Source organism: Pseudomonas sp. Pseusp88, from assembly GCF_047303955.1.
Lineage (GTDB): Bacteria > Pseudomonadota > Gammaproteobacteria > Pseudomonadales > Pseudomonadaceae > Aquipseudomonas.
In genome coordinates, this window is record NZ_JBGLYM010000048.1 from 1 (window position 1) to 17,711 (window position 17,711).

Below are 17,711 nucleotides of genomic sequence, written 5' to 3' on the forward strand. Positions count from 1 at the left end.
TCCCCATGTGAGAGTAGGTCATCGTCAAGATTAAATTCCAAAACCCCATTTGCGAAAGCAGATGGGGTTTTGTTTTTGCGCAGGAAAAACACGAACACCGACTCCCTGTATGAGCAAGTTCGCTCCTGACCCCGCCGCTCTGCCTGGGCGCTCACCTGTTGCCCCTAATCCACCGTCCGCCATTGCCGCGGGCTCACCCCAAACCAGCGCCGAAACGCCCGTGAGAACGCGCTGGTTTCCGAGTAGCCCAGCACCAGCGCCAATTCCGAAACGCTCAAGCGTTCCTGGCGCAGGTGCCATAGCGCGGCTTCACGACGCACTTCATCGACCAATTGGCTGAAGCTTACCCCTTGATCCCGCAGGCGCCGCTGCAGGGACCATTCGCTGGTGTTCACCTGCCGGGCGATTTCATCCAGGGCCGGTTCGCCCAAGTCCAGGCGGTTATGGATGGCCTGGCGCACGTGTTCGAGCAAATCACCGCCGCTGCTGGCTCCGAGTCGGCGAATGGCGTCATTGACCAGCATCAGCAGTACCGGATCGTGTCCCGGCATGCTCTTGCCCGCGATTTCGGCTTTGGGAATCAGGATCGAGTTGGCCGTCCGGGCAAACCGCACCGGAGCCTGAAACAGGTCGCGGTGGACCTGGCCGTCTTCGGGGCGGTCATGTTCGAAAGTGACCTCGCGCGGACCCCATTCATCTCCCAGTACATGGCGCAGCAGATTGGTGGCCATGCCCATGGTCAGCTCTGCGTCCTGACGTCGTTGCACGATTGCGCCGTGGCGGATCTGGTAATGGAAGCGATAGCACTCGCCTTCATCGAGTAACTGGATAGCCGTGCTGTGCTGATGGAAGGGGAAGGCCTGGGCGAAATTGACCAGTGCATCCTCCAGGGTTTCCGAGCATAGGCCGACATAGCCCAGTAGACCCAGGGCCTGGGGCTGAAATTGCTGGCCGTAGTGAAGGCCGAAATTATCACAGCCGGTCTGCCGGGCCGACTCTTCCAGTACTTCGCAGTAGTTGGACAGGCACAGGCTCAGGGTCGGATGCAGCAACTGCTCCTGTTGTATTCCGGCGCGCCCGAAGATCTGGTCCAGATCGCCGCCGAAGTCCGTGATGAACGCGCCCAGGCCATTCGCCGCAGCCGACAACACGCCCTGATTGCTTGCAGGCTGCATAGTCAGGGGCGGGGACGGGAAGATCGCGTGGGACATGGGAACAGTAGCCGTAGGATTAACATGAAAAGTTTTCAAGCAAAACCTGTTCCGCTTTCATCCTGGCTTGTGCCAGAGCCTTTGCTGAGGAGTGCTGAAACATGAAGTTACCGGCTTACACCTTGACGGCCGCCCGGATTTGCCCGTTCTGCGGTCTTAGGTAGCAGTGTTCCCATAAGGTGCACAGCCAATCACTGAGCCCATATCTGCGCTATCACAGTGCGTGGCCTGTCGATTTGACCGCGCGTGACAACGACTGTCCTGCAACGTCAAGTCTTGCGTGGCAGGCCATGGTTATCCTGAAAAACGAGCACATTCCGCCCGTTCGTCAAAGAGGCCACGCCATGACTGTTTCGCAACTCAAACCGACTTTGGGGACCCTGCATCTTTGGGGTATAGCCGTGGGCCTGGTGATTTCCGGGGAGTACTTCGGCTGGAGCTACGGCTGGGGTACCGCCGGTACTCTGGGTTTTCTGGTAACCACGCTGATGGTCGCGGTGATGTACACCTGCTTTATCTTCAGCTTCACCGAAATGACCACCGCCATCCCCAACGCCGGTGGCCCGTTTGCCTACAGCCTGCGTGCCCTGGGCGTCGGCGGCGGTACCATCGCTGGTCTGGCGACGCTGATCGAGTTCGTCTTTGCGCCACCGGCCATTGCCATGGCCATCGGTTCGTACCTGCAAGTGCAGTTCCCATGGATCGATCCACGCTGGGCGGCAGTCGGCGCCTATGTGGTGTTCATGAGCCTGAATATCGTTGGCGTCAGTATCGCCGCGACCTTCGAACTGATCGTCACCGTATTGGCGGTGCTGGAATTGCTGGTGTTCATGGGCGTCGTCGCGCCGGCGTTCAGCTTCAGTAACTTCGCTTTGGGTGGCTGGTCCGGTGCGGATACCTTCTCCATGGGCGCGGTGAGCGGTATCTTCGCGGCGATTCCTTTCGCTATCTGGTTCTTCCTGGCCATTGAAGGTGCCGCCATGGCTGCCGAAGAAGCCAAGGACCCCAAGCGCACCATTCCTCGAGCCTACATCAGCGGCATCCTGACCCTGGTGATCCTGGCGTTGGGCGTAATGGTCTTCGCCGGTGGCGTAGGCGACTGGCGCACCCTGTCCAATATCAACGATCCACTGCCTCAAGCCATGAAAGGCGTGGTGGGCGGTGATTCGAAATGGATGCACATGCTGGTGTGGATTGGTCTGTTCGGCCTGGTGGCCAGCTTCCACGGTATCATCCTCGGCTACTCGCGGCAGTTCTTTGCTCTGGCCCGTGCAGGTTTCCTGCCTGCGGGCCTGGCCAAGCTCAATCGCTTCCAGACTCCGCACCGCGCCATTCTGGCGGGTGGTGTGGTGGGCATCGCGGCGATTTTCAGTGACGGCGTGGTCAACCTGCAGGGCATGAGCCTGACGGCGGCGATGATCACCATGTCGGTGTTCGGCGCCATCGTTATGTACATCGTCAGCATGATCAGCCTGTTCCGCCTGCGTAAAACCGAACCCAACCTGGAGCGCACCTTCCGCGCCCCGGGCTACCCGGTCGTGCCGGGTATCGCTCTGGTTCTGGCGGTGGTTTGCCTGATCGCGATGATCTGGTTCAACCTGCTGATCTTCTCGGTGTTCCTTGGTCTGATGATCGTGGGGGCGCTGTTTTGCCGATTCATTCGTAATCGTGAAGGGCAGGTAGTAGCGGTGGCAGGGCAGTAATACGCTCTCTCGTCCGAGCGAGGCTTGCCCGCGCAGAGGCGGTATTCCTGATACATTTTCAGAGTTGGACTATCGTATTCGCGGGCAAGCCTCGCTCCAACGGATTTCAGTTTGTTGGCAAAAGAGGAGGTAGGTCATGAGCTTCATGCACACCGTGGGCGGCCAGACCTGGCGCTTCGACAGTCTGCGTCAGTTGCTGGCCAAGGCCAGCCCGGCGCGTTCCGGGGACTACCTGGCCCAGGTCGCCGCCGACAGCGATGCCGAGCGCGTCGCTGCGCAGATGGCCCTGGCCGACGTGCCACTCAAACGATTTCTCACCGAGGCGCTGATCCCCTACGAAGACGATGAAGTCACTCGACTGATCATCGACACCCACGACGCCGCAGCCTTCTCCCCGGTCAGCCACCTGACCGTGGGCGGTTTTCGCGACTGGCTGCTCGGTGACGAAGCCGATGAAAACAGCCTGCGCGCCCTTGCGCCGGGCCTGACCCCGGAAATGGCCGCCGCCGTGTCGAAGATCATGCGCGTACAGGATCTGGTCCTGGTGGCGCAGAAAATCCGTGTTGTCACCCGTTTTCGCAATACCGTAGGCCTGCGCGGACGTATGTCCACACGGCTGCAACCCAACCATCCCACCGACGATCCGGCCGGCATTGCCGCCAGCCTCATGGACGGCCTGCTGTACGGCAACGGCGATGCCATGATTGGTATCAATCCGGCTACCGACAGCCTCAGCGCCATCAGCGAACTGCTGAAGATGCTCGACGGCGTGATCAATCACTACGGCATTCCCACCCAGTCCTGCGTGCTCACCCATGTCACCTCATCAGTGGCTGCCATCGAGCGCGGCGTGCCCCTTGACCTGGTGTTCCAGTCCATTGCCGGAACCCAGGCGGCCAACGCCAGTTTCGGTATCAGCCTGGAAATCCTCCGGGAAGGCTACGAAGCGGGGCTGAGTCTCAAGCGCGGCACTCTGGGTCAGAACCTGATGTATTTCGAGACCGGCCAGGGCAGTGCGCTGTCAGCCAACGCTCATCACAACGTCGACCAGCAGACCTGCGAAGCCCGGGCCTATGGGGTGGCGCGGCATTTTGATCCGTTCCTGGTCAATACCGTGGTCGGTTTTATCGGCCCGGAGTACCTGTACAACGGCAAGCAGATCATTCGCGCCGGGCTCGAGGACCACTTCTGCGGCAAGCTGCTTGGCGTGCCCATGGGCTGCGATATCTGCTACACCAATCATGCCGAAGCCGATCAGGACGACATGGACACCCTGCTGACCCTGCTAGGTGTGGCCGGGATCAATTTCATCATGGGCATTCCCGGTTCCGACGACATCATGCTCAACTATCAGACCACGTCTTTCCATGATGCGCTGTATGCGCGCAAGACCCTGGGCCTGCGCCCGGCGCCGGAGTTCGAGAGCTGGCTTGAACACATGGGCATCTTGCACCAGAGTAACGGTCAACTGCGTCTGGGCAGCGGTGTTCCGCCGCTGTTCGGCCAGGCCTTGGCGCAATTGAAGTAAGGACAATCCATGAGCGACGAGAACCTCCCTGAACGTGGCGATCCCTGGCGCCAACTGCGCGCCCTGACCCCGGCACGGATTGCCCTGGGCCGCGCCGGAACCAGCCTGCCGACCGCAGCGCAACTGGATTTTCAGTACGCCCACGCCCAGGCCAGGGATGCCGTGCACCTGCCCCTGGATGTCGCCGGGCTGAGGGAGCTGATCCATGCCCAGGGCCATGCCACTCAGGCCCTGCACAGCTCGGCGGCTGATCGCAATACCTATCTGCAACGCCCGGATCTGGGGCGGCGTCTGGATGCGGCGTCGGTGCAGCAGCTCAAGGCGCTTGGCGGCCCAGGTTTCGATCTGTCGGTGGTGATCGCCGACGGCCTGTCTTCCCTGGCTGTACAGCGCCACGCGCCGCCGATGCTACAACGCATCAGCGAATTGGCCGCCGCCGAAGGCTGGAGCCTGGCGCCCATTGCAGTGGTCGAGCAGGGGCGGGTGGCGGTGGCCGATGAGGTGGCCGAACTGCTTGGCGCGCGGATGGTGGTGATCATGATCGGCGAACGCCCCGGCCTCAGTTCCCCGGACAGCCTTGGCCTGTACTTCACCTACGCGCCCCGGGTCGGCCTCAATGACGCCTCGCGCAACTGCATCTCCAACGTCCGCCTGGAAGGCCTGAGCTACGCCATGGCGGCGCACAAGTTGCTGTACCTGATGCGTGAGGCCTGTGTACGGCAGCTGTCAGGAGTGAATCTCAAGGACGAGGCGCAGGTACCGTTGCTGGAGGGTGGGGCAGGGCCGGGGAATTTTCTCTGCGCGCCGCATGAGTAGGTGCAGGAATAACACCGCAGCAGGTTTTCGGTGTCCCTGACACCGCTCTGCCGCGCATTAAACGCAGGACTCGTAGGAGCCGGCTTGCTGGCGATCGCGTCGGGTCAGTCGATACTCAAGTCGCCTGCCACATCGTTATCAGCAGTAAGCCGGCTCCAGGGATTGCGTCAGCTTGCAGGTACGATAGGCAACTCACGCTTGTGTTGGGTCTTGTCGTACGCCGCGACAATAATCCCGTACGCCTCATCCGACACTTTTTCACCCTGCAAGAAACCATCGATCTGGGCGTAGCTCACGCCATGCACCTGTTCATCGGCAAGGCCCGGACGCAGGTCCTCAAGGTCGGCGGTCGGGGTTTTTTCCACCAGTATGGCCGGGGCGCCGAGTTCGGCAGCGATGCGCCGTACCTGGCCTTTGACCAGACCGCTCAAGGGTGCCAGGTCGCAGGCGCCGTCACCGAATTTGGTGAAGAACCCCATGACCGCCTCGGCCGCGTGATCTGTGCCGATGACCAGGCCGTTGCGGGCATTGGCCAAGGTGTACTGGGCGAGCATACGCATGCGCGCCTTGGCATTGCCGAGAACAAAATCGCGGCGGGCGTCGCTCAGCATGGCCAGCTCCGGCATGGCGCTGACCATGCCTGCGACACCGGCCGCGATATTGACCGTGACCGTCTCGTCGGCGGCGACAAAGGCCAGGGCCGCCTGGGCATCGGCTTCGTCATGTTGAGTGTTATAGGGCAGGCGTACCGCAAGAAACCGGTAAGCGGAATCGCCGGTTTCTTCGCGCAGTTCCTGCACCGCCAGTTGCGCCAGGCGCCCGGCGGTCGATGAATCGACGCCGCCGCTGATGCCCAGCACCAACGAGGTCATGCCGCTGCTGCGCAGCGTGTGCTTGATGAAGTCGATGCGTTTGCGGATCTCTGCCCGGACCTGAGCCGCGTCGGTGAACGGGGCGACGACGTCAAGGGCCTGGGCGATTTCAGTCTGGCGATTGTTCATGCTGGATATTCCTCTCAATACCTATCGATTGGATTTACGCGGTTTTCCACAAAGTTCACTCTTTTGGCGATTTACAACGACACCTGAAACACATGCTTGAGATAGGCCACGAAGTTCTCGTCGCGGCATTGGGTCTTGCCCGGGCTGTCGGAGATCTTCGCCACCGGTGCGCCGTTGCAGGCGGTCATCTTGATCACGATATTCATCGGCTCAACGCCAGGGATATCGCAGGTCAGGCGTGTACCGATGCCGAAGCTGACATTGATCTGGCCGCTGAGCTGGCGGTACAACTCCAGAGCCTTGGGGAAGTCCAGGCCATCGGAGAACACCAGGGTCTTGCTCATGGGATCAATGCCGAGTTTTTCATAGTGCTGGATGGCCTTGTTGGCCCAGATCAGCGGATCGCCGGAGTCGTGGCGCAGACCGTCGAACAGCTTGGCGAAGTACAGGTCGCAATCCTTGAGGAAGGAGTCCATGCCGATGCAATCGGTCAGGGCGATCCCCAGCAGGCCGCGGTATTCCTTGACCCAGCACTCCAGCGCCGCCACCTGGCTGTCGATCAGCCGCGGGCCAAGTTGCTGGTGGGCCATGAACCATTCATGGGCCATGGTGCCGATGGGCTTGAGGTCATATTCCCGGGCCAGGTGCACGTTGCTGGTGCCAACGAAGCGGCCCGGGAAATCGCGCTTGAGGATATGCACCACTTCCTCCTGGACCCGGTACGAGAAGCGCCGCCGGGTGCCGAAATCCGCCACCTGAAAACCGGCGAGTTCTGCGGCCGAGGCTTCGCGCTTGAGCCAGTCGAGCTTTTCGTACAACCGCTCGCCCACCTGTTCGATGACCACGTCGCGGTAGCGATAACGGTTGCGCACCTCGGAGACGATCGCCAGCAACGGGATCTCGTAGAGGATCACATGCAGCCATGGGCCGCGCAGTTTGATTGCCAGTTGCCCGGCGTCGTCGATACCGACATGTACATAGCGCAGGTTGAAGCGGAACAGGCTGAGGAAGCGAATGAAGTCTGGCTTGATGAACGGGATCTTCTCCAGATACGCCAATTGGTCCTGGGTGATCGACACCTCGGCAAGGCGCTCGATCTGAAAGCGGATCTCGGCCAGGTAAGGGGTCAGGTCCTCGCTGTTGCGGCAGCGAAACTCCCATTCGACCTCGGCGTTGGGGTAGTTGTGCAGCACCGCCTGCATCATGGTGATCTTGTAGAAATCGGTATCCAGCAGGTTCTGGATAATGGCAGGGCCGAATACGCTCTCGCTCATGATTGTGCTCCTTTGATCCGTTGAACCTGGGCATCGAGGGCTTCGAGGCCGTCGCAGAGGGTGATGCCGACTGCGCTCATTTCTTTAATGGCCCTGGTTGCGCTGTCTTCAGAAATGGCCCGGCAGGCCGGCAGGTACAGCAGCACTTCAAAACCGGCGGCGCGCAGTTGCAGGGCGGTGGTCTTGACGCAGAAATCCAGGGCCAGGCCGCCGACTATCACTGCGCCGACGCCTTGCACCTTGAGATATTCGATGACCCCGGTGGAGCGCTTGTCGGCCAGGTCGTGGTAGCAGGCGCCGTAGGGGTGCATGTCCGGCTCGATGCCTTTCCAGACGAAGAAATCGTAGTCCACAGGGGCGGGAAGGCCGGCCAGCAGTTCGAAGCCGGGTGTGCCGGGGACGCAGTGGCTGACCCAGGTCAGGTCGGCATTGGCCAGTGCCAGGGGCTGCAACATCTCGGCATGGCTGGGCACGACCCAGGCGGCGTTGGGAGCGTGGGCGTCCTTGCTGCCCAGGCGCAGGTCAGCGCGGCGGGCCATGTCGTTGAGAGCCGGGGCAATCAGTTCGCCGCCAGTGACGGGCAATTCGGCTGGGGCGTTGGCGGTAAAGCCGTTCTGGGCATCGACGTCAAAGCTGGCGATCTTCATGGCGGTGTCTCCTCGTTGGGTCTGGACACATAATTCATCAGGTGTAATATGTATGTCAATACTTAATTTGTTAGAGGATTAAATCGTGGCTGGACATATTTTATCTGGTGAGCAAAATGGAGTGGGCGGTAAGGCGGTGGATTCGACAGCCGAATCGCCCCGCAGGTTTCGTCTGGCAGTCTACGGCGGCGCTTTCGACCCGCTGCACAGCGGCCACGTCAGCGTCATCCGGCGCATGCTCGAGTGTGCCGACAACCTGATGATCGTGCCCAGTTACTGTCATGCCGACGGCAAGCGCATGGCCGATTTTGACCTGCGTTGCAGCTGGATCCATAAGCTGATCGCCCGGCTGGGCTGCGAACGGGTAATCTGCTCGACCCTTGAGCGGCAATTGGGGCAGGGTGGGGCGGTGATCTATAGCTATGACCTGCTCTGTACCCTCAGTGCGCAGTGGGGCGTGGCCCGTAGCGAGACGGCCCTGGTGATCGGCGAAGATAACCGCCAGCGTGTCGGCAGCTTTTATCGGGGGCGCGAGCTGTTGCAGGAGTTCGGCCTGTTGGTCGCTGACGAGCAACTGTCGGTGCATAGCTCGGCGATCCGCGCCCTGGTACGTCAGGGCCGAGCGGTACCTCCCGAGTGGTGCCCGCCGGAAGTCAGCCAGGATTTAATGGTTTATGGGAGTGCATATTGAGTAGCGTAGAAGTGCTGGCCAGTGTCGATATCGTCGCCCTGCGACTGGACCCGGAACACAAGGGTCTGCAAGTATTGCTGCATCTTCGCGACCGCGATCCCCATCAGGGCGAATGGGCCTTGCCGGGAGTGATCGTCAATGGTCGTACTCCGGACAATACCCTGGCCGCTGCCGCTGACCGCGCCCTGAGCGAGAAAGCCCAGGTCAGCCCGCGTCATCTGGAGCAGGTCGGTACCGAGGGCAACGCCTTTCGCGACCCCCGGGGCTGGTCCATGAGCACTTATTATCTCGCGCTGCTCAGTCCCTTGGCAGAATCCGGTGGCGGGCAGTTGCGCTTTGTCGATATTGCTGAGGTAATCAAGCGTCGCATTGTTCTGCCCTTCGACCATAACCTGTTGGTGCAACTGGCCTGCGAGCGCCTGGCGGCCAAGGCGGTGTATAGCAACCTGCCGCTTTACCTGGCGCCGGAGCGCTTCACGGTGCTTGATGCCCTGAACGCGGTGCAGGCCTGCCTAGGCTATGGGGTCAATAATACCTCGATCCGTAAACGCCTTGAGCGCATGAAAGAAGAGGGCTGGGTCCAGGACACCGGCGACAAGAATCAACCGAAGATGGGTCGGCCTCAGCAGCTGTTCCTGCATACGCCGCAGTCCGATACGCCTTTTATGTTTGATCGCAGCCTGTTGCCGGAAGGCAGTGGTTCCTGAGTTCTTGAGAGGAAGTTTGCGCCATGAGTTTTACCCTGCGCCCGATGACGAATGCCGACTACGATGCCGTAATGGCTCTGATGCAGCGCACGCCGGGCATCTGCATCCGTGATGCCGACTCTCGGGAAGCCACCGAGCGCTATCTGGCGCGCAACCCCGGGCTGAGTTTCGTTGCCGTGGATCAGCAGGCCATCTGCGGCTGCCTGATGGCTGGCCACGATGGTCGGCGCGGCTATCTGCAACACCTTATCGTGCTACCCGAATACCGCCGCCAGGGCATCGCCGGGGCGCTGGTGGAACAGTGCCTGCGGGAGTTGGACGCCCTGGGTATTCACAAGAGTCATGTCGACGTGCTCAAGACCAATGACCTGGCGGCAGCTTACTGGGCGGCCCAGGGCTGGAAGCTGCGGGAGGACATCGATCGGTATTCGGTGATTCGCGCAGGCTCGTTGAATGCATAGAGCTTTAATTTGAATGACAATCAGATGGATCGGCTGATGACTCTCAACGATCCCGCATTTTTGCGGCAACATAATTATCAGCTATAGAAACGAACGCTTTGCGCGCTTATTTCGCAACCACCGACTCCTGATGCTCTGGGCCGGGGCTTATCAGGCATGAGTGAAAAATAAATAATAATGCCCGGCCTCAGCTTTTTTTAATTCTGCCGATATATCGATCAATATGTCTCTGCGAGTCTTGTCAGTATGAAACTGCGTAATTTTGGTATTGCCTTGCGGGCCACGCTCTGTTTCGGCTTGATGGCATTGTTTGTGCTGTTCCTTGGCATGATGAGTCTCAATAAAATGTCCGGTATGAACCAGGCAGCCATTGATATCGGCGCGGGCTGGTTAAAATCCACTCGGCTGTTGGGCCAGTTGGCGGATACCACCACGCGATTTCGGACCATGTCCTACCTGATAATGGTCAATCGCAGTCAGGCGGATATCGACAAGTCGGATGCCCGCCTGGAGGTGCTGACCAAGAAGGCAAACGCAATCGTTGACGCCTACGCTCCGTTGATCCATGACGCAGAAGAGGAAGCTAAATTTCGCCAGTTCAAGGAGGCTCTAGGCAACTATCTGCGTGTCCAGGACAAGCTGCGTCAGGCCTCCCTCGAAAAGCGTGATGCTGAAATTCCCGGTTTGATCAGCGGCGAACTCAAACAGTATTCAGATCAGATGGCACCCTTGGTGGACAGTCTGTTGGAGCTTAATGCCAAAGGGGCGGATGCAGCGGTGGCCGATTCGGCCAGCGAATATGTGTCTGCACGCAATATCATTATTGCCGTGCTGGTACTGACCGCCGTGTTGACTGTTCTGCTGGCGTTGCTGCTTACCCGCAGTATCGTTGTCCCGCTGAGCGAGGCAGTGAGTGCTGCCGAAGAAGTGGCCCGCGGTGACCTGACCCGGACAACTCAGGTACAGGGCGGGGATGAGGTGTCGCGGCTGCAGCAGGCCTTGCAAACCATGCAGATAAATCTTCGCGATACGCTGCAGAAGATTTCCGGGTCGGCGACACAGGTCGCGTCTGCGGCTGAAGAACTCAACGCTGTGACAGAAGAAGGCTCACGCTCCTTGCAGCAGCAGAACAATGAAATCGAACAGGCTGCCACGGCCGTAAACGAGATGACTGCCGCAGTCGAGGAGGTCGCCAGTAACGCGGTCAATACCTCTACGGCTTCGCAGCAGTCCAGTTCGTCGGCGATCAGGGGCAGTCAGCGTGTGCAGGAAACAGTCGAGGCAATCCAGCAGATGAATCACGACGTTGAACTGACGTCGGAGCAAATCCGCAGCCTGGCTGACCAGACCCGGGATATCGGCAAAGTGCTGGATGTAATCCGCGCCATTGCTGAACAGACCAACCTGTTGGCCCTCAATGCGGCTATTGAGGCGGCTCGCGCCGGTGAAGCCGGCCGTGGGTTCGCTGTGGTTGCGGACGAAGTTCGGGCGCTCGCCCATCGCACTCAACAGTCGACCCAGGAAATCGAGGCCATGGTCACCGGAATCCAGCTGGGCAGCAGCAAGGCCGTTGAATCGATGCAAGGCAGCAGCGCGCGCGCCCAAAGTACTCTGGAAGTTGCCCGTAGTGCTGGTGAAGCACTTGACGAGATCACCAGCAGTGTGGGGGAGATATCCGATAGAAACCTGGTCATCGCCAGCGCCGCTGAAGAGCAGGCTCAAGTTTCCCGTGAGGTTGATCGCAACCTGGTCAACATTCGCGACTTGTCGCTGCAGTCCTCCGAGGGCGCCCGCCAGACCAATGCCGCCAGTCAGGAACTGTCCCGCCTGGCGATAGAGCTGAACCAGATGGTAGGTCGGTTCAAAGTCTAGGATTTTATCCGGCACGGTAGAGTGATGCGTGAAAATCCTCGCTGTACCTGCCGGATGCTTGTGGCCTAGAGCTGGGATTGACCCAGCTGAGCCTCAATCGGCACCGTCCGCTCCGTGACTTCATTGCCGGTATGCCGTGTGGTCATGGTCTCGATCAGCAGGATGCCGCATTCCTCGGTGGCGACCGGATTGTGCCGGACCTTTTTCGGGATGGTGTAGAACTCGCCGGGGCGCAGGGTGATGTCGCGGTCTTCCAGTTCGATCTTCAGCTCGCCGTAGATCACCATGAAGGTCTCGTCTTCGTCGGCGTGGTCGTGCCACATCAGTTCGCCCTTGAGCTTGGCCACCTTGATGTACTGGTCGTTGACCTGGCCGACCACCTTGGGGCTCCAGTAGTCGGTCAGGCCCTGCAGGGCCTGGGCAATGTTGACGGGATGATCGCTGGAAAACATGGGTGACTCCTCTCGGTTGAGTCGCCACCCTAAACAAAGCGCTTTCTTCCACATAACGAATGTTTATAGTGGCGCCATTAACGTTGCTAATGGGTGAGTCGTGGCGCGGGATATCGATGTGGGATTACTCCGGGCGTTCGTGGCTACAGCCCAGAGCGGCAGTATCACGGCGGCTGCGCGCCAGTTGCACCTGACTCAGGGTGGTATCAGTCAACGTATCAAGCGCCTGGAAACCTTCTTCGACTGTGCGTTGATGGAGCGGGGTAATCAGGGCAGTCGTCTGACTGCCCGTGGCGAGATGCTGCTGCCCGAGGCCATTGCCTTTATCGGCGCCAATGACCGTCTGACTTCACGGCTGACCGGCGAGGCGGCAGTCGAACGGGTCAGGATCGGTATCCCTTATGATCTGGTCGGCACGCATTTTCCGCCCATCCTTACGGCCTTTGCCGCGCAGTATCCGGATGTCGAAGTGTTTTTCGTTACCGGTTCGTCGGTAGAGCTGTCCCAGGCTCTGGAGAACGGCGAGGCGGATCTGATCGTGCGTGAGTGCGTACTGGCGGAGTCCCGTGGCGAGCGCCTGGCGGTGGACCGTTTGCACTGGGTCGCCGGGCCCGGGGATGTGCATCTGCGCCGCCCGTTGCCCTTGAGTTTTGTCAGCCAGAGCTGTGTGTTTCGCCCGGCGGTGTATGACGCCCTTAAAGCGGCGGATATCGGTTGGAAGGTGCTGTTCGACAACAATAGCATTGAGGCCACCGCCGCCACCGTGCGCAGCGACCTGGCCCTGACCACCTGGTTGGGCTCGGCCATGCCGGGCAACTTGCGGATACTGGGGGCGCAAGCCGGGTTGCCGGTGTTGCCGGACTTTGTCATTGAACTGCATCTGGCGGCGGGGCCGTTGCCAGCGCCGGTGCAGGGGATGGCGTTGTTGATTCGGCAGCATTATTGGCGTGATGTTATCTAACTAACTAATTACCGAAATTTCAGGCCGGCGCCAACTTGCTTGGTGAGATGCTGTGTCAGGTATTACCTCTCATGAGCAAGTTCGCTCCTACCCTTGTCGCGGCCGTGGTGTGGTGTTTTGCGTGGCCGAACGCCGCGTTCTTGAGGGGTTTACGCTGAATTTTAGTTAAAGAAATGTTCGCTTGGGCCGATAACAGAAAGTTCGCTCATCTCAAGTAAAGCTCCAATCGACCATAACTTTAATATTCGATAAGGCTACCCTCATGTTTATTCGGCGCTTGAATATCGCACCCAGGGCGTTTTTCAGTTTCTCCCTGGTGGCCCTGCTGGTGGTGCTGCTGGGCCTGTTCGCCCTGGCCCAGATGAAGACCCTGCGCGGCGCAACGCGCATTGCCATGGACACTACGCTGCCAACTTATGCGGCTTTGGGCACCATCAACGATCGAATGTTGCGCTTGCGTATTACATCGTTCCGGATTCTGGTCGATCGCGAAGAAGCGCAGTTGCGCAGTACCATCGCTCGTGCCGACGAACTGATCGGCCAACTCAAGGGCGGTCTGAAAGATTATGAAGCGCTGATCAACAGCGATGCCCAGCGCGCGCAATATGAAAGTTTCCGGCAGGCGCTGGATGCCTATGTTGGTATTCATATGAAGTTGGTCCAGTTATCCGGCACTGGCGATCTGGCCAACCTCAAGACCTTGTTGGGGGGGGACTACACCAAGCTGTCGGTGGAGCTGGGCGTGCAACTGGACAAGTTGATGAAGCTCAGTGGCAGCAGTGCTACGGCGTTTTCCGAGTTGTCGGAGCGTGAATATGCTTTTGCACAGATGGGCGTGATCATTGCCCTGGTGTTGGCGGCCGTGCTGACGGGTGTGTTGGCCATTCTGCTGACCCGCAGTATCGTTGCGCCACTGTCCCAGGCTGTGCGTGCCGCTGAAAACGTGGCCTCAGGCGACCTGACCCAGGACATCGAGGCCAACGGCAACGACGAGCCGGCGCGTCTGTTGGCCTCGCTCAAGACCATGCAGCAAAGCCTCAAGCTGACCATCCAGAGTATTGCCGAATCCTCTGATCAGGTGGCGTCGGCGGCCCAGGAACTGAACCGGGTTACCGAAGATTCCAATAAGGGACTGCATCAGCAGAATCAGGAAATCGAACAGGCCGCCACCGCAGTCAACGAGATGACCGCCGCCGTGGACGAGGTTGCGCGCAATGCCGTGGCGACCTCTGAAGCCTCCCGGGAATCGGATCGCACCGCTCGTGAGGGCCGCGAGCAGGTCAACCGCACGGTGGATTCCATCAGCGGCCTGGCCAATGACGTGCACGACACCGCCGATCATGTCCGCGAGTTGGCCGAAAAGGTTCGTGGCATCAGCAATGTGCTGGACGTCATCCGCTCCGTGGCCGAGCAGACCAACCTGCTGGCGCTCAACGCCGCCATCGAAGCGGCCCGGGCCGGTGATGCCGGGCGCGGTTTTGCCGTAGTCGCCGATGAAGTGCGGGCGTTGGCCCATCGCACCCAGCAATCGACCCTGGAAATCGAGCAGATGATCGGTGGAATTCAGCAGGGCACCGATCAGGCCATGACCGCCATGCAGAACAGCAACGAGCGGGCCAATATCACCCTGGAGATGGCGCGCACGGCGGGCCAGGCCTTGCAGCAGATCACTGATGCCATCAGCCAGATCACCGAGCGCAACCTGGTCATTGCCAGTGCCTCGGAAGAGCAGGCTCAGGTCGCCCGGGAAGTGGACCGCAATCTGGTCAATATCCGCGATCTGGCCAAGCAGACGTCCGAGGGCGCGCATCAGACCAGCGATGCCGGCCAGCGCCTGTCCGGGCTTTCCGCCAACCTGCATGGCCTGATCAAGCGGTTCCGCGTCTGACAGACCACACGCGCGCGACCCATGCACGTAGAATCGACGCCCTGATAGGGTGTCGAGGCTGCAACGTTGGATGCAAACACAGGTTTTGTCCTGACCCGCCACTGGCGCGATACGCCGGCCGGAACTCAAGTCGAGTTGTGGCTGGCCACCGACCTGGGGCCGCGGCTGATCCGCCTGCCTTTGCAGACGTCGGTGGCGTTCATCCCCGCCGAGCATCGGCAGCGGGCTGAGGCGGCGTTGCGTGGTGAGCAGGGCGTCGAGCTGCGTACCCTGCAACTCTGCGACTTCCGCCATCGTCCGGTGCTGGGCCTGTACTGCCCGCAACACCGCCAATTGATGGATATCGAAAAGCTGCTGCGCAAGGCCAGCGTCGATGTATACGAAGCCGATATCCGCCCGCCTGAACGTTATCTGATGGAGCGCTTCATCACCGCGCCCGTGCAGTTTGACGGCACCCCGGATGAGCAGGGCGTGCTGATCGATGCGCAGATAAAGCCAGCCCCCCACTATCGCCCGAAGCTGCGCCTGGCCTCCCTGGATATCGAGACCACGGCCCGTGGTGAGCTGTACTCCATCGCCGTGGAAGGTTGCGGCGAGCGTCAGGTGTATATGCTCGGCCCGGCCAATGGCGATGATTCGGCGGTGGACTTCAAGCTCGACTATTGCGACAGCCGTGCCGAGTTGCTGGAACGGCTCAATGACTGGATGGCCCTGCACGACCCCGATGCGATCATCGGCTGGAACGTGATTCAGTTCGATCTGCGTGTGCTTCACGAACATTCCCAGCGCCTCAATGTACCGCTGCGCCTGGGCCGTGGCGGCGAGAGCATGGGCTGGCGTGAGCACGGCAGTCGTAACAATCACTACTTCGCCTCGGCGGCCGGGCGCCTGCTGATCGATGGCATCGAGGCCCTGCGTTCGGCGACCTGGAGCTTTCCCTCGTTCAGCCTGGAAAACGTTGCCCAAACCCTGCTCGGCGAAGGCAAGGCCATCGACAACCCTTATCACCGGATGGATGAAATCAACCGCATGTTCGCCGAGGACAAGCCCGCCCTGGCGCGCTACAACCTCAAGGACTGCGAGCTGGTCACGCGGATCTTCGCCAAGACTGAACTGCTGACGTTCCTGTTGGAGCGTTCCACTGTCACCGGCTTGCCCGCCGACCGCAGTGGTGGCTCGGTGGCGGCATTCGAGCATTTGTATATCCCGCTGATGCATCGTCAGGGGTTTGTCGCGCCGAACCTGGGCGAACGCATGCCTGAGGCCAGCCCCGGCGGCTTCGTCATGGATTCGCAGCCGGGCTTGTACGAGTCGGTGCTGGTGCTGGATTACAAGAGCCTGTACCCGTCGATCATCCGTTCGTTCCTGATCGATCCGGTGGGTCTGATCGAAGGTCTGCGCCATCCTGAAGACGTCGACTCGGTTCCGGGGTTTCGCGGCGCGCGGTTTTCCCGCACCCGCCACTGTCTGCCGTCCATCGTCGCCAACGTTGCCGAGGGCCGCGAGGTGGCCAAGCGCGAACAGAACAAGCCGCTGTCCCAGGCCCTGAAGATCATCATGAACGCTTTTTATGGCGTGCTCGGTTCCAGTGGCTGTCGCTTCTTCGATACCCGCCTGGCTTCGTCCATCACCCTGCGCGGTCACGAAATCATGCGACGCACCCGGCAACTGATCGAGGCCGAGGGCTACACGGTGATCTACGGCGATACCGACTCCACCTTCGTCTGGCTGCAAAAGCCCCATGACGAAGCCGACGCCGGACGTATCGGCCGCGAACTGGTGGCCAGGGTCAACGCCTGGTGGGCCGATCACCTTCAGCAAGAGTACGGTCTGACCAGCGTGCTGGAATTGCAGTACGAGAATCACTTCAAGCGCTTTCTGATGCCCACCGTGCGTGGCGCCGAGGAGGGCAGCAAGAAGCGCTATGCTGGCCTGGTGACCCTGGCCGATGGCCGTGAGGAGATGATCTACAAGGGCCTGGAGACCGTGCGCACCGACTGGTCGCCCCTGGCCCGGCAGTTCCAGCAGGAATTGTACCTGCGCATCTTCAAGCGCCAGCCGTATCAGGACTATGTTCGTGACTACGTGCGCCGCACCCAGGCCGGGGAACTGGACGACCTGCTGATCTATCGCAAGCGCCTGCGTCGGCGCCTTGACGACTACGAACGCAACGTGCCGCCCCATGTCCGCGCGGCGCGCATGGCCGACGAGTACAACGACCGCCAGGGCCGGCCACGGCAGTATCAGAATGGTGGCTGGATCAGCTACGTCATGACCCTGGCCGGGCCGGAACCGCTTGAGGTACGGCAGTCCGGCATCGACTATGAGCATTATGTGACACGTCAGTTGCAGCCTTTGGCGGACGCGATACTGCCTTTTGTCGATGATGATTTCAGCACGCTGATTGGCGGGCAGATGGGTTTGTTTTGACGTTTTGTCATAACTGGACAAATTGTAACGTGCGGATTATTGTCTGGCTTTCCGGCTTTTTATTAGTAG

The 17,711-nt window shown here is 60.2% G+C and carries 15 protein-coding genes and 1 pseudogene; 11 read left to right on the forward strand and 5 right to left on the reverse strand.

The features are described from left to right. Window positions 1–164: 164 nt before the first annotated feature. Window positions 165–1,211, reverse strand: a complete 1,047-nt coding sequence (locus ACCD02_RS30315; RefSeq protein ID WP_413309999.1) for an AraC family transcriptional regulator — start codon at window positions 1,209–1,211, stop codon at window positions 165–167. Between the two features lie 344 nt (window positions 1,212–1,555). Between ACCD02_RS30315 and eat the strand changes: the two genes are divergently transcribed. From eat to eutC, 3 genes are all read left to right on the forward strand, one after another. Next, window positions 1,556–2,914: an ethanolamine permease gene (gene eat, locus ACCD02_RS30320; RefSeq protein ID WP_413310002.1), complete on the forward strand. Its 1,359-nt coding sequence runs from the start codon at window positions 1,556–1,558 to the stop codon at window positions 2,912–2,914. 136 nt (window positions 2,915–3,050) lie between these two features. After that, entirely contained in the window at window positions 3,051–4,442 is a 1,392-nt protein-coding gene (locus ACCD02_RS30325; protein WP_413310004.1) for an ethanolamine ammonia-lyase subunit EutB, read from the forward strand. Window positions 4,443–4,451: 9 nt separating this feature from the next. Next, window positions 4,452–5,258: an ethanolamine ammonia-lyase subunit EutC gene (gene eutC, locus ACCD02_RS30330; protein ID WP_413310007.1), complete on the forward strand. Its 807-nt coding sequence runs from the start codon at window positions 4,452–4,454 to the stop codon at window positions 5,256–5,258. A 167-nt stretch (window positions 5,259–5,425) separates the two neighbouring features. On the opposite strand, the gene nadE is transcribed toward eutC, so the two are convergent. The 3 genes from nadE to ACCD02_RS30345 form a co-directional block, all read right to left on the reverse strand. Continuing rightward, window positions 5,426–6,259, reverse strand: a complete 834-nt coding sequence (gene nadE, locus ACCD02_RS30335) for an ammonia-dependent NAD(+) synthetase (RefSeq protein WP_413310010.1) — start codon at window positions 6,257–6,259, stop codon at window positions 5,426–5,428. A 71-nt stretch (window positions 6,260–6,330) separates the two neighbouring features. Further along, window positions 6,331–7,533 (reverse strand): nicotinate phosphoribosyltransferase, encoded by a 1,203-nt coding sequence (gene pncB / locus ACCD02_RS30340; protein WP_413310013.1) that lies wholly within the window; start codon window positions 7,531–7,533, stop codon window positions 6,331–6,333. Then, window positions 7,530–8,180, reverse strand: coding sequence for a nicotinamidase (locus ACCD02_RS30345; RefSeq protein ID WP_413310015.1), 651 nt, complete (start codon window positions 8,178–8,180; stop codon window positions 7,530–7,532). The genes pncB and ACCD02_RS30345 overlap by 4 nt, the downstream gene beginning before the upstream one ends. An 85-nt stretch (window positions 8,181–8,265) precedes the next feature. Here ACCD02_RS30345 and ACCD02_RS30350 point away from each other — a divergent pair, with 85 nt between their 5' ends. From ACCD02_RS30350 to ACCD02_RS30365, 4 genes are all read left to right on the forward strand, one after another. Beyond that, window positions 8,266–8,871: an adenylyltransferase/cytidyltransferase family protein gene (locus ACCD02_RS30350; RefSeq protein ID WP_413310017.1), complete on the forward strand. Its 606-nt coding sequence runs from the start codon at window positions 8,266–8,268 to the stop codon at window positions 8,869–8,871. Continuing rightward, entirely contained in the window at window positions 8,868–9,578 is a 711-nt protein-coding gene (locus ACCD02_RS30355) for an NUDIX hydrolase (protein WP_413310019.1), read from the forward strand. Before ACCD02_RS30350 ends, ACCD02_RS30355 begins: the two co-directional genes overlap by 4 nt. 23 nt (window positions 9,579–9,601) lie before the next feature. After that, complete coding sequence (locus ACCD02_RS30360; RefSeq protein WP_413310021.1) at window positions 9,602–10,039, forward strand: GNAT family N-acetyltransferase; 438 nt, start codon at window positions 9,602–9,604, stop codon at window positions 10,037–10,039. A 246-nt stretch (window positions 10,040–10,285) separates the two neighbouring features. Next, window positions 10,286–11,911, forward strand: coding sequence for a methyl-accepting chemotaxis protein (locus ACCD02_RS30365; RefSeq protein WP_413310023.1), 1,626 nt, complete (start codon window positions 10,286–10,288; stop codon window positions 11,909–11,911). Between the two features lie 65 nt (window positions 11,912–11,976). Here the strand turns inward: ACCD02_RS30365 and ACCD02_RS30370 are convergent, their stop codons facing one another. Beyond that, a complete protein-coding gene (locus ACCD02_RS30370; protein WP_413310025.1) occupies window positions 11,977–12,363 on the reverse strand; it encodes a cupin domain-containing protein in 387 nt (128 codons plus the stop codon). Window positions 12,364–12,481: 118 nt separating this feature from the next. Here ACCD02_RS30370 and ACCD02_RS30375 point away from each other — a divergent pair, with 118 nt between their 5' ends. The 4 genes and pseudogenes from ACCD02_RS30375 to ACCD02_RS30390 all read left to right on the forward strand — a co-directional run bounded on the left by ACCD02_RS30375 (window position 12,482) and on the right by ACCD02_RS30390 (window position 17,642). Continuing rightward, window positions 12,482–13,324, forward strand: a complete 843-nt coding sequence (locus ACCD02_RS30375; protein ID WP_413310027.1) for a LysR family transcriptional regulator — start codon at window positions 12,482–12,484, stop codon at window positions 13,322–13,324. Window positions 13,325–13,586: 262 nt separating this feature from the next. Next, window positions 13,587–14,063: pseudogene (locus tag ACCD02_RS30380) on the forward strand (MCP four helix bundle domain-containing protein); the annotation flags it as partial. Window positions 14,064–14,153: 90 nt separating this feature from the next. Beyond that, window positions 14,154–15,212: a methyl-accepting chemotaxis protein gene (locus ACCD02_RS30385; RefSeq protein WP_413310054.1), complete on the forward strand. Its 1,059-nt coding sequence runs from the start codon at window positions 14,154–14,156 to the stop codon at window positions 15,210–15,212. A gap of 66 nt (window positions 15,213–15,278) precedes the next feature. Then, window positions 15,279–17,642, forward strand: a complete 2,364-nt coding sequence (locus ACCD02_RS30390) for a DNA polymerase II (RefSeq protein WP_413310029.1) — start codon at window positions 15,279–15,281, stop codon at window positions 17,640–17,642. Window positions 17,643–17,711 lie beyond the last annotated feature (69 nt).

Bases quoted from the DNA above. Each gene is read 5' to 3' on its own strand.
- ACCD02_RS30315 (WP_413309999.1), bottom strand. From the start codon at position 1,211: ATGTCCCACGCGATCTTCCCGTCCCCGCCCCTGACTATGCAGCCTGCA.
- eat (WP_413310002.1), top strand. From the start codon at position 1,556: ATGACTGTTTCGCAACTCAAACCGACTTTGGGGACCCTGCATCTTTGG.
- ACCD02_RS30325 (WP_413310004.1), top strand. From the start codon at position 3,051: ATGAGCTTCATGCACACCGTGGGCGGCCAGACCTGGCGCTTCGACAGT.
- eutC (WP_413310007.1), top strand. From the start codon at position 4,452: ATGAGCGACGAGAACCTCCCTGAACGTGGCGATCCCTGGCGCCAACTG.
- nadE (WP_413310010.1), bottom strand. From the start codon at position 6,259: ATGAACAATCGCCAGACTGAAATCGCCCAGGCCCTTGACGTCGTCGCC.
- pncB (WP_413310013.1), bottom strand. From the start codon at position 7,533: ATGAGCGAGAGCGTATTCGGCCCTGCCATTATCCAGAACCTGCTGGAT.
- ACCD02_RS30345 (WP_413310015.1), bottom strand. From the start codon at position 8,180: ATGAAGATCGCCAGCTTTGACGTCGATGCCCAGAACGGCTTTACCGCC.
- ACCD02_RS30360 (WP_413310021.1), top strand. From the start codon at position 9,602: ATGAGTTTTACCCTGCGCCCGATGACGAATGCCGACTACGATGCCGTA.
- ACCD02_RS30365 (WP_413310023.1), top strand. From the start codon at position 10,286: ATGAAACTGCGTAATTTTGGTATTGCCTTGCGGGCCACGCTCTGTTTC.
- ACCD02_RS30370 (WP_413310025.1), bottom strand. From the start codon at position 12,363: ATGTTTTCCAGCGATCATCCCGTCAACATTGCCCAGGCCCTGCAGGGC.
- ACCD02_RS30385 (WP_413310054.1), top strand. From the start codon at position 14,154: ATGGGCGTGATCATTGCCCTGGTGTTGGCGGCCGTGCTGACGGGTGTG.